The sequence below is a fragment of the Vreelandella maris genome (genome assembly GCF_013371085.1).
Classification (GTDB): Bacteria; Pseudomonadota; Gammaproteobacteria; order Pseudomonadales; family Halomonadaceae; genus Vreelandella; species Vreelandella maris.
In genome coordinates this window covers 239730-253994 of sequence record NZ_JABWCV010000003.1, presented here as the reverse complement: position 1 = coordinate 253994, position 14265 = coordinate 239730, and the positions used below count along the sequence as shown (strand labels likewise).

Here is a 14265-nt window from a genome sequence, read left to right as displayed (position 1 = left end):
TCAAGCAATGAAAGAACATTCCCCAGCGCTCTCCCCCGCTGAGCGCTATATTGGCATTGGTGAATTGGCACGTGAGTCCGGCTGCAAACCGGAAACAGTGCGCTATTACGAGCGCATTGGTCTACTGCCTTCAGCACCGCGCAACGAAGGCAACCAGCGCCGCTATACGGCGTCGGCTGTCCGTCGATTAACGTTTATTCGTCATGCACGGGATTTTGGCTTTTCGGTTGAGGCGGTACGAGAGCTTTTACAAATGGCGGATTATCCCGCCATGCCCTGTGAAGAGGTCGACACCTTGGCCAAACATCACCTAGCCGAAGTAGAAGCACGGCTTGCGCGGCTAACCGCGGTGCGCGATGAGCTACAGCGCATGATCAATCAGTGCGCGGGCGGCAATATTGGCCAGTGCCATATTATTGACGTGCTGAGCGACCATCGCCTGTGTCATCAGGCGGGGCCTCACGGCGGCGCGGATGTCATCGGTTAACGTGAAGTTAGCCCAGCCACACATCCAGAAACAGCATAATCACCAGCCCCATCGCCAAACCAAAGGTGGCTTTCTTCTGATGGCCGGATCGGTGGGTTTCAGGAATGATTTCGTGGCTGATCACATACAGCATGGCGCCAGCGGCAAAGGCTAAGCCCCATGGCAGCAGTATTTGTGAAACGCTGACAATACTGGCGCCAAACAGCCCACCGATGGGTTCGATTAGGCCCGTTAGCGCAGCAATCGACCAGGAGCGCCACTTCGAGTAGCCCTCGCCCATCAATGCAACCGCGACGGCCAGCCCTTCCGGCATGTTCTGCAGGCCAATGCCAATCGCCAACGGCATGCCGCCTGTTAGCCCATTGGCGCCAAAACCGACGCCCACCGCCATGCCTTCTGGCAAGTTATGAATAGTGATGGCAAACACAAACAACCATACCCGGCGCAGTGATGCGGCCGCTGGCCCTTCACGCCCCTGGGCAAAATGCTCATGGGGAAGATGCTCGTTCAGCAGCGCAATCGCGCCCATGCCCAACAAAATAGCGGTACACACAATCGCGGCGGGCACGGGGCCACCGGAATAATAGATTTCAGCGGCATCCAGCGCGGGAATAATCAGCGAAAAGAAAGACGCCGCCAGCATCACCCCAGCGGCAAAACCCAGCGCCAAATCGCGAAAGCCACGACTGGGCGCTTTGCCTAGCAGCACTGGTAATGCGCCTACAGCCGTTAGCAGCCCGGCCGCTAAACTGCCCAAAAACCCTAATAACAACGTATTTTCCATGAACAACATAAACCCGGTTAGCAATTAGCAAGACATAAAACAGAACGACACGTTGTTGTCTAGGTTTTGTACGAAAAGTCACTGGAGAAAGGCCAAGCTAAGCCAAAGCCAACGATCATCACTTCGCCCGCCTCACTCTGCATTGCGCATCGCCAACGAGTCAATTAACACCGTGGCCCGGCGGCCTTAATAGCCAAGCCCCTCTTTTCCGCTATATGTGAAATTTCACTTACATTGTATTAATAACATTGTGTGCTAAATCGCTACAAAAAAGTGATTTTACACCGAATGTCCATTATGATTTGCGTAACTATACAAGCCCTATACGACCGAGACATTTTATAAATGCTAAGCCTTCACCGCCATTCACCTCAACATAGCGCCCTATTGCAACATACTGCCTGTATTTCATTCACCCCTACTGGTGAGATTAAAGAGGCAAGCCCTCTATTTTTGAACACGGTGGGCTACACGCTTGAGCAGGTTAAGGGGCAGCATCACCGTATGTTTTGCTTTCCTGAAGAAACCAACCAGCCCGAATACGCCGCTTTTTGGGAAACACTCGCCGCAGGCTACAGCCAGCAGGGGCGCTTTCGTCGCTTAAACGCTGAAGGGAGAGAAATTTGGCTTGAGGCGACCTATATACCCATCAAAAACCGGCGTGGAAAAGTTATACAAATATTTAAAGTCGCTAGCGACGTTACAGAGAAACATCAAAATGCGGCACGGGAGCGAGCTATTCTTCAGGCTCTGAATAGCTCTATGGCAGTGATTGAATTCACTCCAGATGGGCATGTGCTGGATACAAACAGTAATTTTGAACAAACAATGGGCTACGCAGCCGAACAAACAAGAGGCGTCCATCACCGCCAATTTTGCCCTGATACGTTTTACCAGCAGCACCCTGATTTTTGGGAGCGGTTAAGCCGGGGCGAATTTATGCAGGGTAAATTTGAGCGCATTGATGCCCGTGGCAACACTATCTGGCTGGAAGCCACTTATAATCCAATCCACGATGAGCAAGGGCAAATCATCAAAGTAGTCAAATTTGCCACGGATATTACCCGCTCAATTCAAGCATCAGAAGCAGCGCATATAACGGTTAATACGGCGCAAACATCGTCAACACAGACTGAAAAAATAGCCCAGAGCGGTTTAACTCACCTCAAACAAATACTCAAGGATTCAGAACAAGCCACACACACGCTCAACGAGGCACAGAGCTTAATAGCCGCCCTTAATCAACAAGCTGACTTAATTAATAAAATCACCGCCTCAATCGCGCAAATTGCCAATCAAACCAACCTGTTGTCGCTCAATGCGGCGGTAGAAGCAGCGCGAGCCGGCGAACAAGGCCGCGGATTTGCGGTGGTCGCGCACGAAGTACGCCGTTTAGCCAAGGGCTCCAGCGAAGCGGTTGAAGAGATTACCCGAGTGCTTAAAGACAACAGCGCATTGGTGGAACGCACTACGCATGCTATGCAGCAAGTGGTGGAACAGGGCAAATCAAGCCAAGCCAGCGTGGGTGAAATTGAGGTCATTGTGAATGAAATACTGATTGGTGCGCGCAGTGTGTCAACATCGATTGAGCAGCTAGCGCTGGAATCTCCTCGCTGATCCAATAAAAAAGCCAGCACTGATGTACTGGCTGTTGTAGCTTATACCACGCTGTTAACGCAGCGGCGTTTTGCGCAAATAGGGCAGAATCGTTTCGTATTCGCCATATTTCTGTTTGGCGTCTTCATCAGAAACGCTAGGTGGAATAATAACGTCTTGCCCTACCATCCAGTCAGCCGGAGTGGCAACACCGTGCTTCGTGGTGGTTTGCAGTGCATCCAGGGCACGCAGAATTTCAGCAAAATTACGCCCCACGGTCATGGGGTATGTCATTGAGAGCTTCAACTGCTTATCCGGTCCGATAATAAATACCGAACGTACCGTGGCACTGTCTGCTGGCGTGCGGCCATCAGGTAAATAGGCATCTTCAGGCAGCATATCGAACAGCTTGGAAACAGTCAGGCTATCGTCAGCGATGATAGGAAAATCAACATCGCTGCCGGATGCGTTCTTAATATCGGTGCCCCAGCGTTTGTGGTCTTCCACACCATCAACCGATACACCAATCACCTTGGTACCGCGCTTTTTCCACTCTTCGCTCAGAGTGGCAACAGCACCAAATTCCGTCGTGCAGACCGGGGTAAAGTCTTTCGGGTGTGAAAACAGGATAGCCCAGCTATCGCCAATCCATTCGTGAAATTGAATCGGCCCCTGGCTAGTCTCCGCTTTAAAATCAGGCACGACTGCATTGATACGTAATGACATTGCTTTCCTCCTTAATGGACGTTGAACGCCCTAATACCTTATTTGTCTTTCAACACCTTCACTATAGATCATTTAGTGCTAAGACAGCCAGTGGCAAGGCAACGTTCACTCTGTAGAGCCAAGCCCAGTATAAAGGCGTAAAAGCCTAACTATAAAACGTACAACGGCGCCTTAAGGCACCGTTTTATACCAATAAGCTGTAAAAGGTTTACTCAGCCGCTTTGGCGTTTTTATCATCCCGCTTAACGCGCTTGATCCACTGCTGTTTCGCGTAGTGGCGCAAATTAGCTACATTGTCGGTCTCATCGACAATATCCTGCCCAAGAATGGTTTCGATAATGTCCTCAAGCGTAATCAAGCCGACAAAAGTGCCGTGCTCATCATAAACCACCCGCATGTGCAGGTGATCTTTGAGCATCGAGGTAAACACCTGCTCTACATTATTTGAAACATCCACGCTACCAATCGGGTGCATCAGTTCACGCATCGTTTTGGCATCGTCTGCATGGTACATATCGGCTTTATGCACATAGCCAAACGCCTGCTCGCCGTTATCCATCACGGGGAACCGCGTGAACGGCGCTTTGCCATACTGCTTATCAAACGCGGAGACGGTCATATCAGGCAGCACCGTTACACACACGGTACGTGGCGTCATCGCTTTGCTCACCAGGATATCGTGCAAGTTGAGCATATTGATGATGGTGCGTGATTCATCCGCATCCAGCACGTTCTCTTCCAGGCCCACGCGCGCGAGGACTTTGATTTCATCGCGCAGGTCGACATCATGCTCTGACTTGCCTAAGCGGCGCGTAATCTGTTCTGACATCCAGATAAAAGGCAGCAAACCCATAATCATAGGATTTAACAGGCGTGGCAGAAACGGCGATAAACCGCGCCAGTACGTTGCGCCAATGGTCTTTGGGATAATTTCCGACAAGATCAAAATCAGCATCGTCATCACCGCCGACACGATAGCGATAGAGGCTTCACCAAATACCACGGCCGCCTGAGCCCCCACCGCCGTTGCCCCAACGGTATGGGCGATCGTATTAAGCGTCAAAATAGCCGCCAATGGCCGGTCAATATTGGCTTTTAGCTGCGTAAGCGAGGCATGCAATTTGGGATTATCTTCTTTCTGTTTAGCAATATAGCTGGGGGTAATCGAAAGCAGCGCCGCTTCAAGGATGGAACATAAGAATGAGAACGCGATTGAAAGGGTAGCAATCGTGATTAAGAGGAGCATGAGAGCCTAGGGTGATGGATTATTTCGCGTTTATAGGGGTAAGGCAGACGAATGTCAATATCAGCTATCTCCAAAGCAGCCTAAACTGTCAGTTGGCTTCTTTTACCACCCCTAAATCACTTGAGCTCTTAATAGTTTACTTTTGTTCACAGTTGAAGGGTTACAAATCTAGTGTAAAGAGGATCATATTATTAAAAATGAGTGCAGATTCAACAACAAATAAGCAGTTACATTAATTAATCTCAATTGATGATAAAGCCTCCTTTCACTTAGGTGCCTCCCCTTGTGCCTGCTCCCAGTATTATTCGACTGAATACAGAGAAGGCCAAAATGTATAACAATTTTTTAACGCATCTCTCTATGTAGTACGTCGCAAATTGAGCAAACTGCTAAAGACAGCCTGGGTCACTTAGATGAGATGGTGAAAGGCGCTGCGCAGGCCGCGCAAACGCTCGCCCAAGCGCAAGAACTGATTGATGAACTGCATAAGCAGTCGCAAAGTATTCACAAAATCACCGAATCAATCGCAAAAATTGCCAGCCAAACTAACCTTCTCTCGCTGAACGCTGCCGTAGAAGCCGCCCGCGCGGGCGAACAAGGCCGTGGCTTTGCCGTGGTGGCCAACGAGGTACGCCAACTCGCCAAAGGCGCCACCGAGGCGGTAGCGCAAATCACCCAGGTACTTAAAGACAACAGCAGCTTGGTAGAACGTACGACGCAATCCATGCAGCAAGTGATTCAGCATGGCAAAGCCAGCCAGTCCAGCGTTAGTGAGATTGATACCATTGTGAATAAGATTCTTCACGACGCCCACAATGTCGCCACCTCTATCGAACAACTCGCCGCCGATACGCATATTTAGCCAAACCGATTTCATGCACAAGGAAGTGCACCCTTTACATAGGCACACTGACTGCTAATGGCGCCGAAGCGAAGGCGGCACCCCTTCCCAATGCTCACGCCCTTAACGGCAACGCAGCCCCGATAGCAACAAAGATACCGCCGCAGGTGCGGTTGAATCCGCGGCCCACGCGTTTTAACCAGTGACGAATGCGGTTGGCCATATTGGCGAGCAAGCCTTCCACGATGCATTCGATAACCACAAAGGTGCCTGCCAGCACGAAGAATTGCAGCATCAAACTGCCTTGGGGGACGATAAACTGAGGCAGGAAGGCGCTAAAGAACAGCAGTACTTTGGGGTTAGTAATTGATGCCAGTACGCCTTGGCGATACAGGTGCCACCCGCTCGCTCGGCTTGTATTTACATCAATGTCGCCCGTAATCGGCGGCGAGCGCCATACCTGAATACCCAACCAAATAAGATAGGCCCCGCCGACCCATTTCAGCACGGTCAGCCATACCACCGAGGATTTAAGCAGCGCACCAATCCCAAACATGCACAAGGCAATAATCAGCATAAACCCTGTCGCACCGCCAACAATGGTAAATAGGGTTTTACGGCTGCCATGCATGGCGCCGTGGGTCAGCGCTAACAGGCCGTTTGGCCCTGGAGAAAGCGATAGGCCAATGCAGGCGATCAGATATAAAAGCCAAGTGTCCAATAGCATCTTAATGCCTCACCCAGGGAAAAGTGCGTGGTGCCAGCATGTCACCGTTGCTTGGCGTTTTCCATTCGTAAATGCACGACTATAAAAACGCCTCCTGGGCGTATACCCAGGAGGCGTTCGGCTTCTTACTTTATTAATACGTTCGCGCGTCGCTGATGCAGTTACATAACGCTTAGGCGAAGACTTCCGTCCACTCGTTGCGCTTGGCCAGCAGGTTGCGGGCCAGCTCCTGGGCGCCTTCCAGGCTGTGGCTGGCGGCCCAGCCGCACTGCATTTCATTGCAGGCAGGTACTTCGGTAGCGACCAGCACATCGTTCAGCGTTTGTTCGATGATGTTCAGCACGCCGTCATAGTCGTCGTGATTGATCATCGCGATGTAGAAGCCGGTTTGGCAGCCCATGGGGCTGATATCGACCACTTTATCGGTGTGATTGCGCGACAGCTCAGCCATTAAGTGCTCAAGGGAGTGCAGCGCTGGCATTTCCATGTGATCTTTATTGGGCTGGCAGATCCGCAGGTCGTACTTGTGGATACGGTCGCCGTTCTGGCCTTCTTTGATGTCGGCTAAACGCACGTACGGGGCTTTTACCTTGGTGTGATCCAGGTTAAAGCTTTCGACGTTCATCTTTTTATCGGTCATGTTGGCTCCTTTTTGCTTAAACCTATTCGCTTAAACCGTTTCGCTTACACCTTGGGCGCGTCAAAATTCCATGGCTCATCGGTGTAAACACACACGTTGGCATCTTCAATATCGCCATCGGGTGACTCAACGTGCTTGGCGAAGAAGTCTTGAATCTCTTTACGCTGGCAGTGGGCTTCAAACTCTTCACGACTGGCCCAAATTTCATGAAATACGATCGGATAACCGGTGCCCTGGGCAAAGGGATTGTCGATCTGGCGCGTTACCGTGTAGTGAATGCAAGCATCTTCCCGGTGCGTATTCGGTTCTAAGGTCTGAAGTGCTTTAAATACGGCTTCTTCCTTGCCTGGTTTGGGCTTAAAGCCGGCAACACAGTAAATTTTTTCTGACATGCTCATATCCTAAGTCGTTAAGCGTGCGTCATTATGCGGCTTGTCTACGCAGGTTCACAACCTAGCGAATAATGCGTTCGGCCAATGCGCCTAAATCAGTGACCGTCATATCGGGCTCAATGCCCCAGGGGTCAAACGGCGCATCGGAATTACGCCGTATCCAGGCGCTGCGTAACCCGGCGTGGGTGGCGCCAATCACATCAAAGGGATTGCTGGAAATTAGCCAGGTGTGTTCTGGGCGGGTTTCCAGGCGGCTACGCAGATGGGAATAAACGGCGGGGTCCGGCTTGAAGCGCTTGACTTCATCCGCGCTAATGACGTCATCCATATGGCTCTCAACGCCCGCACGCGTCAGTAGCGTCGAGACGGCATCGGCAGTGCCATTCGAAAATGCCACACAGCGGATGCCCGCATCGCGCAGTTGATCCAAGGCGGGCACGACATCGTCAAACGCAGGTAGCTCACCATACACTGCCATTAAGTGATCGTGATCGTTATCGGAAAGGCCGGTTTGTAGCGCCCGGTCGATAAAGACCAGCGCTTCGCGGGTACATTCAGAAAAGGGCACATAGGCGCCCATCAAGCCGTGGCGGAAGCTGTATTCAAGCTGCTTCTCCCGCCAGCGGCGGGCAAATTCGCCTGCTTTGGAAGCATCGGCCAAGCGTCGTTCCAGCTCAACGGTCACTCCCTGGGTATCAATCAGCGTGCCGTAAACATCGAAGGCTAATACCGGCTGCATCGTGGGCCTCTCCTTTACTGTCAATTGGCTAACAACTGTATTCAGCATAGTCGTGGCCTACAAAAACAAAAGCGCCGCTGCACAGGCAGCGGCGCTCAAAAGGCTAAAACAGGTGATTAAACTGTAAAGGCAGCCTCCTGCTGGCCAGTTTTAAGGTCGCCGGAGCGCACTAGTTCATCCGTCACGCGGTCGATGGCGCGTTTGGCGCGACCAATCATATCGTCCACTTCACCCCGATTAATGGTCAGCGGCGGTGCAAAGCCGAGAATGTCGCCTTGGGGCATGGCGCGGGCAATCAGGTTCTCTTCCATCGCGGCTGCCGCAACACGCGGGCCGACTTTCAGCGCTGGGTCGAAGTGCAGGCGCTGCTTGGCGTCTGGCGAGAACTCCAGCGCTGCCATCAGGCCTACACCGCGCACGTCGCCCAATAGCGGATGACCTTCAAAGTTAGCTTTTAGCTGCTGCTGGAAGTAAGCACCGGTTTCCGACGCGTTACCCACCAGGTTTTCACGCTCGATGATATCCAGGTTGGCAAGCCCTGCCGCACAGCCCAGCGCATGGCCTGAGTAAGTCCAGCCGTGGCCGATGGGGCCGTATTCGCCGGTGCCTTGCTCAAGCACTTGCCACACTTTCTCACCGACAATCACGCCGGAAAGCGGTTGGTAAGCACTGGTTAAGCCTTTGGCGATGGTGACCAGGTCAGGCTTCATGTTGTAGTGATGGCTGCCGAAATCAGAACCGGTACGGCCAAAGCCACACACCACTTCATCGGCAATCAGCAGCACGTCATACTTCGCCAGCACGGCTTGGATGGCATCCCAGTAGCCTTCCGGCGGCGGTACGATACCGCCCGTACCCAGCACGGGCTCGCCGATAAAGGCGGCGACGGTATCCGGGCCTTCTTCCAAAATCATCGCTTCCAGTTTCTCGGCGCAATACGCAGAGAACTCAAGCTCGGTCATGCCGTGCTGCTCAGCGGCACGCAGGTAGTAGTGCGGCGCTTCGGTATGGCGAATAGTGTCAATCGGCAGATCGAAGTGGTCGTGGAACGCTTTCAGGCCGGTCAGCGAGCCAGAGGCAATACCTGAACCGTGGTAACCACGCATACGCGAGATGACCTTTTTCTTCTGCGGGCGACCCAGTACGTTGTTGTAGTAGCGCACGATCTTGAGCTGGGTTTCGTTGGCGTCTGAACCGGACATACCGTAGTAGACCTTGGACATGTTCATGCCCGCGATCTTCAGAATACGCTCGGAAAGCTCGATCTGCGGCTCGTTAGAGTGGCCTACGTAGGTATGGTAGTAGGAGAGTTCTAGCGCTTGCTTGTAGATCGCCTCGGCGACTTCGGTGCGCCCATAGCCGATGTTGACGCAGTAAAGCCCGGCAAAGCCGTCGATAAATTCGCGGCCGTCTTTATCTACGATGTTGATGCCTTTACCGCCGGTAATCACGCGGCCCGGCAGGTCGCCGTGGGCAAAATCGCGCAGGTGGGTAGAGGCGTGGAAAGTGACTTTACGGTCGCGTTCGATCAAATCCTGATGCAAGCTCATAGCGTTCTCTCTGTACGGTAAACCTCCCCGCATTGCGGGGAGGATGTTTTAAATTATTGTCAACTTGGCGATTAGCTGCCTGAGACTGAACCCAGCGCACCCAGGCAGTAATATTTCGTTTCCAGATATTCATCAATACCGGTGGCACCACCTTCACGGCCAAGGCCGGACTGCTTCACGCCGCCAAAGGGTACCGGCGGGCCGGTCATTTTGACGGAGTTAACGCTGACCATGCCGTATTCCAGCGCGCGCATCAGCTTCCAGATACGGCGGATATCGTGGGTGTAGATATACGCGGCCAGTCCGTACTCGGTGTCGTTGGCCATTTCGATCACTTCGTCGTCGGTGCTGTAGGCGGTGATACCGGCTACTGGGGCAAAGTTCTCTTCCCGCCATACTTTCATCTGCGGCGTCACGCCGGTCAGCATCACCGGCATAAAGAAGTTTTCACCCGGAGCCTGGCTTTGGTCACCACCAATCATCTTGGCGCCTTTGGAAATGGCGTCATCGACAATCGACGCCGCTTTTTCCACCGCCTGACGGTGAATCAGCGGGCCCAGATCAATTTCACCCTGCAAGCCATTACCCACAGTGAGTGCGGCCATGCGCTCGGCGAACTGCTCGACGAATTCATCATGAATGGATTCGTGTACCAAAATGCGGTTGGCGGCTAGGCAGTCCTGCCCGGCGGTTTGGAACTTGGCATCGACTGCTGCATAAGCAGCCTGCTTCGGGTCCATGTCCGGCCCAACGATAAACGGCGCGTTGCCACCCAGCTCCAGAGAGAGCCGCTTGACGGTGTTGGCGCTCTGTTCGATCAGCAAACGGCCCACGCGGGTGGAACCGGTGAAGGAGAGCGCACGAATACGTGACTCGCCGCAAAGAATTTTTGAGACTTCCGCCGGGTCACCCAGCACGACGTTGAAAATCCCTGCCGGAATCCCCGCCCGCTCGGCAAGCTCCGCCAGCGCCAACGCAGAGAACGGCGTTTCGTTGGCAGGCTTCACAATCACCGGGCAACCCGCTGCCAATGCCGCGGCGGCTTTGCGGGTAATCATTGCTAGCGGGAAGTTCCAGGGCGTAATCATCGCCGCGATGCCGACCGGCTCTTTAATGGTGCCGAGTGACGCATTCGGGATATGACTGGGAATAGTTTCGCCGTAGGTACGCTTGCCCTCTTCCGCGAACCAGCGCACGAAGCTGGCACCGTACTCGACTTCGCCACGGGCGTCGGGCAGTGGCTTGCCCTGCTCCAGCGTCATGATGGTGGCGAGGTCTTCACGGTTGGCTTGAATCAGGTCGTACCAGGCCAGCAAACGCTCGCAGCGTTCATCAGCGCGCAGTGCCCGCCAGTGTACAAACGCCGCTTCGGCAGCATCCACAGCGGCAGTGATCTGCTCGGCTTCCAGCAACGGGATATGGCCAATGGCTTCATTGGTGGCGGGGTCATACACCGCTTCTTCGCGACCGCCTTCCCCATGGGTCCATTTACCGTTCACGTAGGCGTACTGCCGGAACAGACGCGGATCTTCCAGGCGCTTGGCCAGCGTGGTCGATAGTGTGGTCATGGAAACCTCCCTCAAATGCAGTCTGGCTAACCGAGCGCTGCAATAACTGTGTGGCATTGTCAGCAAGCTCATTGCCTTGCCGTCGAATGCACATAGGTTAACGGAGAGGCGCCACGAAGTGTTTTTGAAAACCGAGGCTTATCACGCGACTTTTTTTGTCAGCGGACGTTTGGCAGTGCTTTTTTTTGGTTGTACTTGGTAATAGCTTTTGGTGGGGCTTAAAGAATGTCGTCGGTATCGATGCCGATAGGAACCCGCTTGACGGTTTTGGTCACGATATAGGTGAAGTAGCGCTCGATACCGGCTTCGGACACCAGCCACTTATCCATCAGGCGCTGGTAGCTATCGATCGTACGCGCTTCAAACTTCACCAAATAATCCACGCCGCCCCCTACCGCCACACACTCGGTGACTTCGGGGGTTTGCATTACCAACGCTTCAAAACGAGAGAAGCTTTCGGCATTGTGCTGTTTGAGTTCAATCTGCACCCAGACGGGGTTGCGCGGCACCAATACTTCGCTATTGATGCGCGCGCTGTAGCCTTGAATGATGCCAGCATTTTCCAGCCGTTTTACCCGTTCCCAGCAGGGGCTGACCGAGAGGTTGATCGCCTCGGCCAGCTTCGATTTAGTGATCCGCCCATCGCGGGAGAGGATATCGAGGATTTTGAGATCAAAACGGTCAAGTTTCATCATGCCGGGGGTTACGCCTCCAGGCGTTCGACAACATCGGCAATCACCGCCAGGGTGTCCCCCATATTGATCAGCGAGGGCGCACGGCGAGCCATTAAGATGCCATCGCGCTCGGCTTTGTAGGCCACTGGTGCAGTGCCACTGCGAGTCATGTCATACACATAGGCAATCGTCTGGCCTTTTTTCACCTCGTCGCCCAGCGCCACCAACAGCTCCAACACGCCGGAGTGCTGGCTCTGCACGTAACAGCTAGCGTCGGGCATATCGAGATACATCTGCCCGCCTGCGGGCATTTCGACTTCGCCTTTGACTAGCCCGTAGTGAATCAGGAAATTGCGCACGCCGCGTTCGGCAATCGCAATGCTCAGGGGCGTCGACGTGCCACCGCCGCCAAGCTCTGTGGCCACAAACACTTTGCCCTGGCGCTCGCAGGCGGTATCGAAGAGCTTTTCCGCATCCAGCTCAAACATCACCATGGCGTAGGGGGCGCCGAACGCTTTGGCGCCTTCCAGCGCGGACTGCTGCTGCGCTTTGTTATCCAGTACGTGAGACGCACCAAACGGCAGAATATCCAGCGTACGGCCGCCAGAGTGCAGATCAAGCACCACATCACTCATCGGCACCAGCACACGGGTAAAATAGTCGGCAATCTGCGGCGTGACACTGCCGTTAGGGTCGCCGGGGAAACTGCGGTTGAGGTTGCCCTTATCCATCGGCGAGGTGCGCTTGCCCGCCATCACGGCTGGGGTGTTCATGCATGGCACGATAATCACCCGCCCTGTTACGTCTTCTGCTTTAAGCGTTGAAGAGAGCTTCAGCAGCGAGGTAATGCCTTCGTACTCATCACCGTGGTTGCCGCCGGTCAGCAGTGCCGTGGGGCCGTCGCCGTTCTTGACCACGGTCACCGGAATCATCACCGCGCCCCAGGCAGATTCGTCAGTGGAGATGGGCAGTTTTAAAAAGCCGTGCTGCACGCCATCGGCATCGAAATCAACGGTGGCGGAAATGGGGCTTGGCCGCAATTGGTTCGCTTGATCAGTCATTGGATATTCCTTTTTTACAAACCACTACTTAACAAACAGCTGGCGCGGAAAATTGGCCAGGGTTTCGCAGCCGTCTTCGGTAATTAAGATGCTTTCGGTAATTTCCAAGCCCCAGTTTTCCTCCCAGAGCCCGGGCATAAAGTGGAACGTCATGCCCGGCTCCAGAATAGTGTCATCGGAGGGGCGCAAACTCATGGTGCGCTCACCCCAGTCGGGCGGGTACGAAATACCGATGGGATAACCACAGCGGGCGCCGCCGCGGTCAAAACCGTATTTATCCATCGCCGCACCCAGCGCCATGGCAATATCCGCCGTGCGGTTACCGGGTTTGGCCACTGCCAAGCCGTTTTCAATGCCTTCCAGCAGCGCCGATTCGGCACGGATAAAGTCAGTGGGCGGCGTACCCAGGAAAACCGTACGCGACATGGGCGCATGGTAGCGCTTAAACACCCCGGCAATCTCAAAGAAGGTCCCCTCGCCTTTGCGAAAAGGCGTGTCGTCCCAGGTCAGGTGCGGTGCAGCGGCGTCTTTACCGGTAGGCAGCATGGGCACAATGGCGGGATAGTCACCGCCAAAAACCTTGCCATTCCCATCAACAAAGCCTTCAATGCCTACGCGGTAAATTTCCGACACCAGCTTGCTCTTCGGCAGGCCAGGTTCGATCACTTCCAAGATACGCGTATGCATGCCTTCCACGATTTTGGCGGCAATGCGCATATAAGCCACTTCCTGGGGCGATTTGATCGCCCGACACCAATTGACCAGCGCATTGGCATCCATAAAGCGTGCATGGGGCAGCTCTTTCAGCAGGCTCAGGTAGGCCTTGGCGGAGAAGTAGTAGTTATCCATCTCCATACCCACGACACCCAAGTGCCAGCCGCGATCAGGCATGATCGACTGCGCCAGATACTCCATCGGGTGCATATCCGGATTTTGCACATAGTAATCCGGGTAGTAGGTAATGTTGTCGGGATCAATCCAGCAGGTGCGCAGGGCACCGTTGGCATCCATGCGCCGACCAAACCATACCGGCTCGCCTTCGAGGCCCACCAGGACACACTGATGCACATAAAACGACCAACCGTCGTAACCGGTTAGCCAGGCCATATTGGAAGGGTCACTGACGATTAATACGTCAATGCCACGACTGGCCATTTCAGCACGCACTTTCCACAGGCGGGTAGCATACTCTTCGCGTGTGAAAGGTAGGGAAACCTGAGTCATCGGGCAACTC

The 14265-nt window shown here is 53.8% G+C and carries 14 protein-coding genes and 1 pseudogene; 3 read left to right on the top strand and 12 right to left on the bottom strand.

Annotated features, from left to right (window positions below; all coding sequences use genetic code 11):
* Positions 1 to 7: 7 nt before the first annotated feature.
* Positions 8 to 487, top strand: coding sequence for a MerR family transcriptional regulator (locus HUO07_RS03805; protein WP_176302443.1), 480 nt, complete (start codon positions 8 to 10; stop codon positions 485 to 487).
* 7 nt (positions 488 to 494) lie between these two features.
* Here the strand turns inward: HUO07_RS03805 and HUO07_RS03800 are convergent, their stop codons facing one another.
* The gene (locus tag HUO07_RS03800) at positions 495 to 1271 is read right to left on the bottom strand and encodes a ZIP family metal transporter (RefSeq protein ID WP_176302442.1); all 777 of its coding nucleotides are present in this window, start codon (positions 1269 to 1271) and stop codon (positions 495 to 497) included.
* 345 nt (positions 1272 to 1616) lie between these two features.
* On the opposite strand from HUO07_RS03800, the gene HUO07_RS03795 reads away from it, so the two are divergent.
* A complete protein-coding gene (locus HUO07_RS03795; protein ID WP_176302441.1) occupies positions 1617 to 2888 on the top strand; it encodes a methyl-accepting chemotaxis protein in 1272 nt (423 codons plus the stop codon).
* A gap of 54 nt (positions 2889 to 2942) precedes the next feature.
* On the opposite strand, the gene HUO07_RS03790 is transcribed toward HUO07_RS03795, so the two are convergent.
* A complete protein-coding gene (locus HUO07_RS03790; protein WP_176302440.1) occupies positions 2943 to 3593 on the bottom strand; it encodes a peroxiredoxin in 651 nt (216 codons plus the stop codon).
* Between the two features lie 208 nt (positions 3594 to 3801).
* Positions 3802 to 4839 (bottom strand): CNNM domain-containing protein, encoded by a 1038-nt coding sequence (locus tag HUO07_RS03785; RefSeq protein ID WP_176302439.1) that lies wholly within the window; start codon positions 4837 to 4839, stop codon positions 3802 to 3804.
* 364 nt (positions 4840 to 5203) lie between these two features.
* On the opposite strand from HUO07_RS03785, the pseudogene HUO07_RS03780 reads away from it, so the two are divergent.
* A pseudogene (locus tag HUO07_RS03780) lies at positions 5204 to 5701 on the top strand (methyl-accepting chemotaxis protein); the annotation flags it as partial.
* 94 nt (positions 5702 to 5795) lie between these two features.
* Here the strand turns inward: HUO07_RS03780 and HUO07_RS03775 are convergent.
* From HUO07_RS03775 to doeA, 9 genes are all read right to left on the bottom strand, one after another.
* On the bottom strand, positions 5796 to 6407 hold the full coding sequence (locus tag HUO07_RS03775; protein WP_176302438.1) for a LysE family translocator: 612 nt from the start codon (positions 6405 to 6407) through the stop codon (positions 5796 to 5798).
* Between the two features lie 172 nt (positions 6408 to 6579).
* Complete coding sequence (locus tag HUO07_RS03770) at positions 6580 to 7047, bottom strand: S-ribosylhomocysteine lyase (RefSeq protein WP_176302437.1); 468 nt, start codon at positions 7045 to 7047, stop codon at positions 6580 to 6582.
* 44 nt (positions 7048 to 7091) lie between these two features.
* The gene (locus HUO07_RS03765) at positions 7092 to 7439 is read right to left on the bottom strand and encodes a putative quinol monooxygenase (RefSeq protein ID WP_008956294.1); all 348 of its coding nucleotides are present in this window, start codon (positions 7437 to 7439) and stop codon (positions 7092 to 7094) included.
* Between the two features lie 61 nt (positions 7440 to 7500).
* Positions 7501 to 8178: a haloacid dehalogenase type II gene (locus HUO07_RS03760; protein WP_008956293.1), complete on the bottom strand. Its 678-nt coding sequence runs from the start codon at positions 8176 to 8178 to the stop codon at positions 7501 to 7503.
* Between the two features lie 116 nt (positions 8179 to 8294).
* Complete coding sequence (locus HUO07_RS03755) at positions 8295 to 9728, bottom strand: aspartate aminotransferase family protein (RefSeq protein ID WP_176302436.1); 1434 nt, start codon at positions 9726 to 9728, stop codon at positions 8295 to 8297.
* Positions 9729 to 9799: 71 nt separating this feature from the next.
* On the bottom strand, positions 9800 to 11296 hold the full coding sequence (locus tag HUO07_RS03750; RefSeq protein ID WP_176302435.1) for an NAD-dependent succinate-semialdehyde dehydrogenase: 1497 nt from the start codon (positions 11294 to 11296) through the stop codon (positions 9800 to 9802).
* Between the two features lie 218 nt (positions 11297 to 11514).
* Positions 11515 to 11991, bottom strand: coding sequence for an Lrp/AsnC family transcriptional regulator (locus HUO07_RS03745; RefSeq protein ID WP_176302434.1), 477 nt, complete (start codon positions 11989 to 11991; stop codon positions 11515 to 11517).
* A gap of 8 nt (positions 11992 to 11999) precedes the next feature.
* The gene (doeB, locus tag HUO07_RS03740; protein WP_008956061.1) at positions 12000 to 13031 is read right to left on the bottom strand and encodes a N(2)-acetyl-L-2,4-diaminobutanoate deacetylase DoeB; all 1032 of its coding nucleotides are present in this window, start codon (positions 13029 to 13031) and stop codon (positions 12000 to 12002) included.
* Positions 13032 to 13055: 24 nt separating this feature from the next.
* Complete coding sequence (gene doeA / locus HUO07_RS03735; protein ID WP_176302433.1) at positions 13056 to 14255, bottom strand: ectoine hydrolase DoeA; 1200 nt, start codon at positions 14253 to 14255, stop codon at positions 13056 to 13058.
* Positions 14256 to 14265 lie beyond the last annotated feature (10 nt).

Excerpts from the sequence above, each read along its gene's own strand:
- HUO07_RS03785 (WP_176302439.1), bottom strand. The coding sequence starts at position 4,839 with ATGCTCCTCTTAATCACGATTGCTACCCTTTCAATCGCGTTCTCATTC.
- doeB (WP_008956061.1), bottom strand. The coding sequence starts at position 13,031 with ATGACTGATCAAGCGAACCAATTGCGGCCAAGCCCCATTTCCGCCACC.
- HUO07_RS03775 (WP_176302438.1), bottom strand. The coding sequence starts at position 6,407 with ATGCTATTGGACACTTGGCTTTTATATCTGATCGCCTGCATTGGCCTA.
- HUO07_RS03755 (WP_176302436.1), bottom strand. The coding sequence starts at position 9,728 with ATGAGCTTGCATCAGGATTTGATCGAACGCGACCGTAAAGTCACTTTC.
- HUO07_RS03770 (WP_176302437.1), bottom strand. The coding sequence starts at position 7,047 with ATGACCGATAAAAAGATGAACGTCGAAAGCTTTAACCTGGATCACACC.
- HUO07_RS03795 (WP_176302441.1), top strand. The coding sequence starts at position 1,617 with ATGCTAAGCCTTCACCGCCATTCACCTCAACATAGCGCCCTATTGCAA.
- HUO07_RS03800 (WP_176302442.1), bottom strand. The coding sequence starts at position 1,271 with ATGGAAAATACGTTGTTATTAGGGTTTTTGGGCAGTTTAGCGGCCGGG.
- HUO07_RS03805 (WP_176302443.1), top strand. The coding sequence starts at position 8 with ATGAAAGAACATTCCCCAGCGCTCTCCCCCGCTGAGCGCTATATTGGC.
- HUO07_RS03745 (WP_176302434.1), bottom strand. The coding sequence starts at position 11,991 with ATGATGAAACTTGACCGTTTTGATCTCAAAATCCTCGATATCCTCTCC.
- HUO07_RS03760 (WP_008956293.1), bottom strand. The coding sequence starts at position 8,178 with ATGCAGCCGGTATTAGCCTTCGATGTTTACGGCACGCTGATTGATACC.
- HUO07_RS03750 (WP_176302435.1), bottom strand. The coding sequence starts at position 11,296 with ATGACCACACTATCGACCACGCTGGCCAAGCGCCTGGAAGATCCGCGT.
- HUO07_RS03765 (WP_008956294.1), bottom strand. The coding sequence starts at position 7,439 with ATGTCAGAAAAAATTTACTGTGTTGCCGGCTTTAAGCCCAAACCAGGC.
- HUO07_RS03790 (WP_176302440.1), bottom strand. The coding sequence starts at position 3,593 with ATGTCATTACGTATCAATGCAGTCGTGCCTGATTTTAAAGCGGAGACT.
- doeA (WP_176302433.1), bottom strand. The coding sequence starts at position 14,255 with ATGACTCAGGTTTCCCTACCTTTCACACGCGAAGAGTATGCTACCCGC.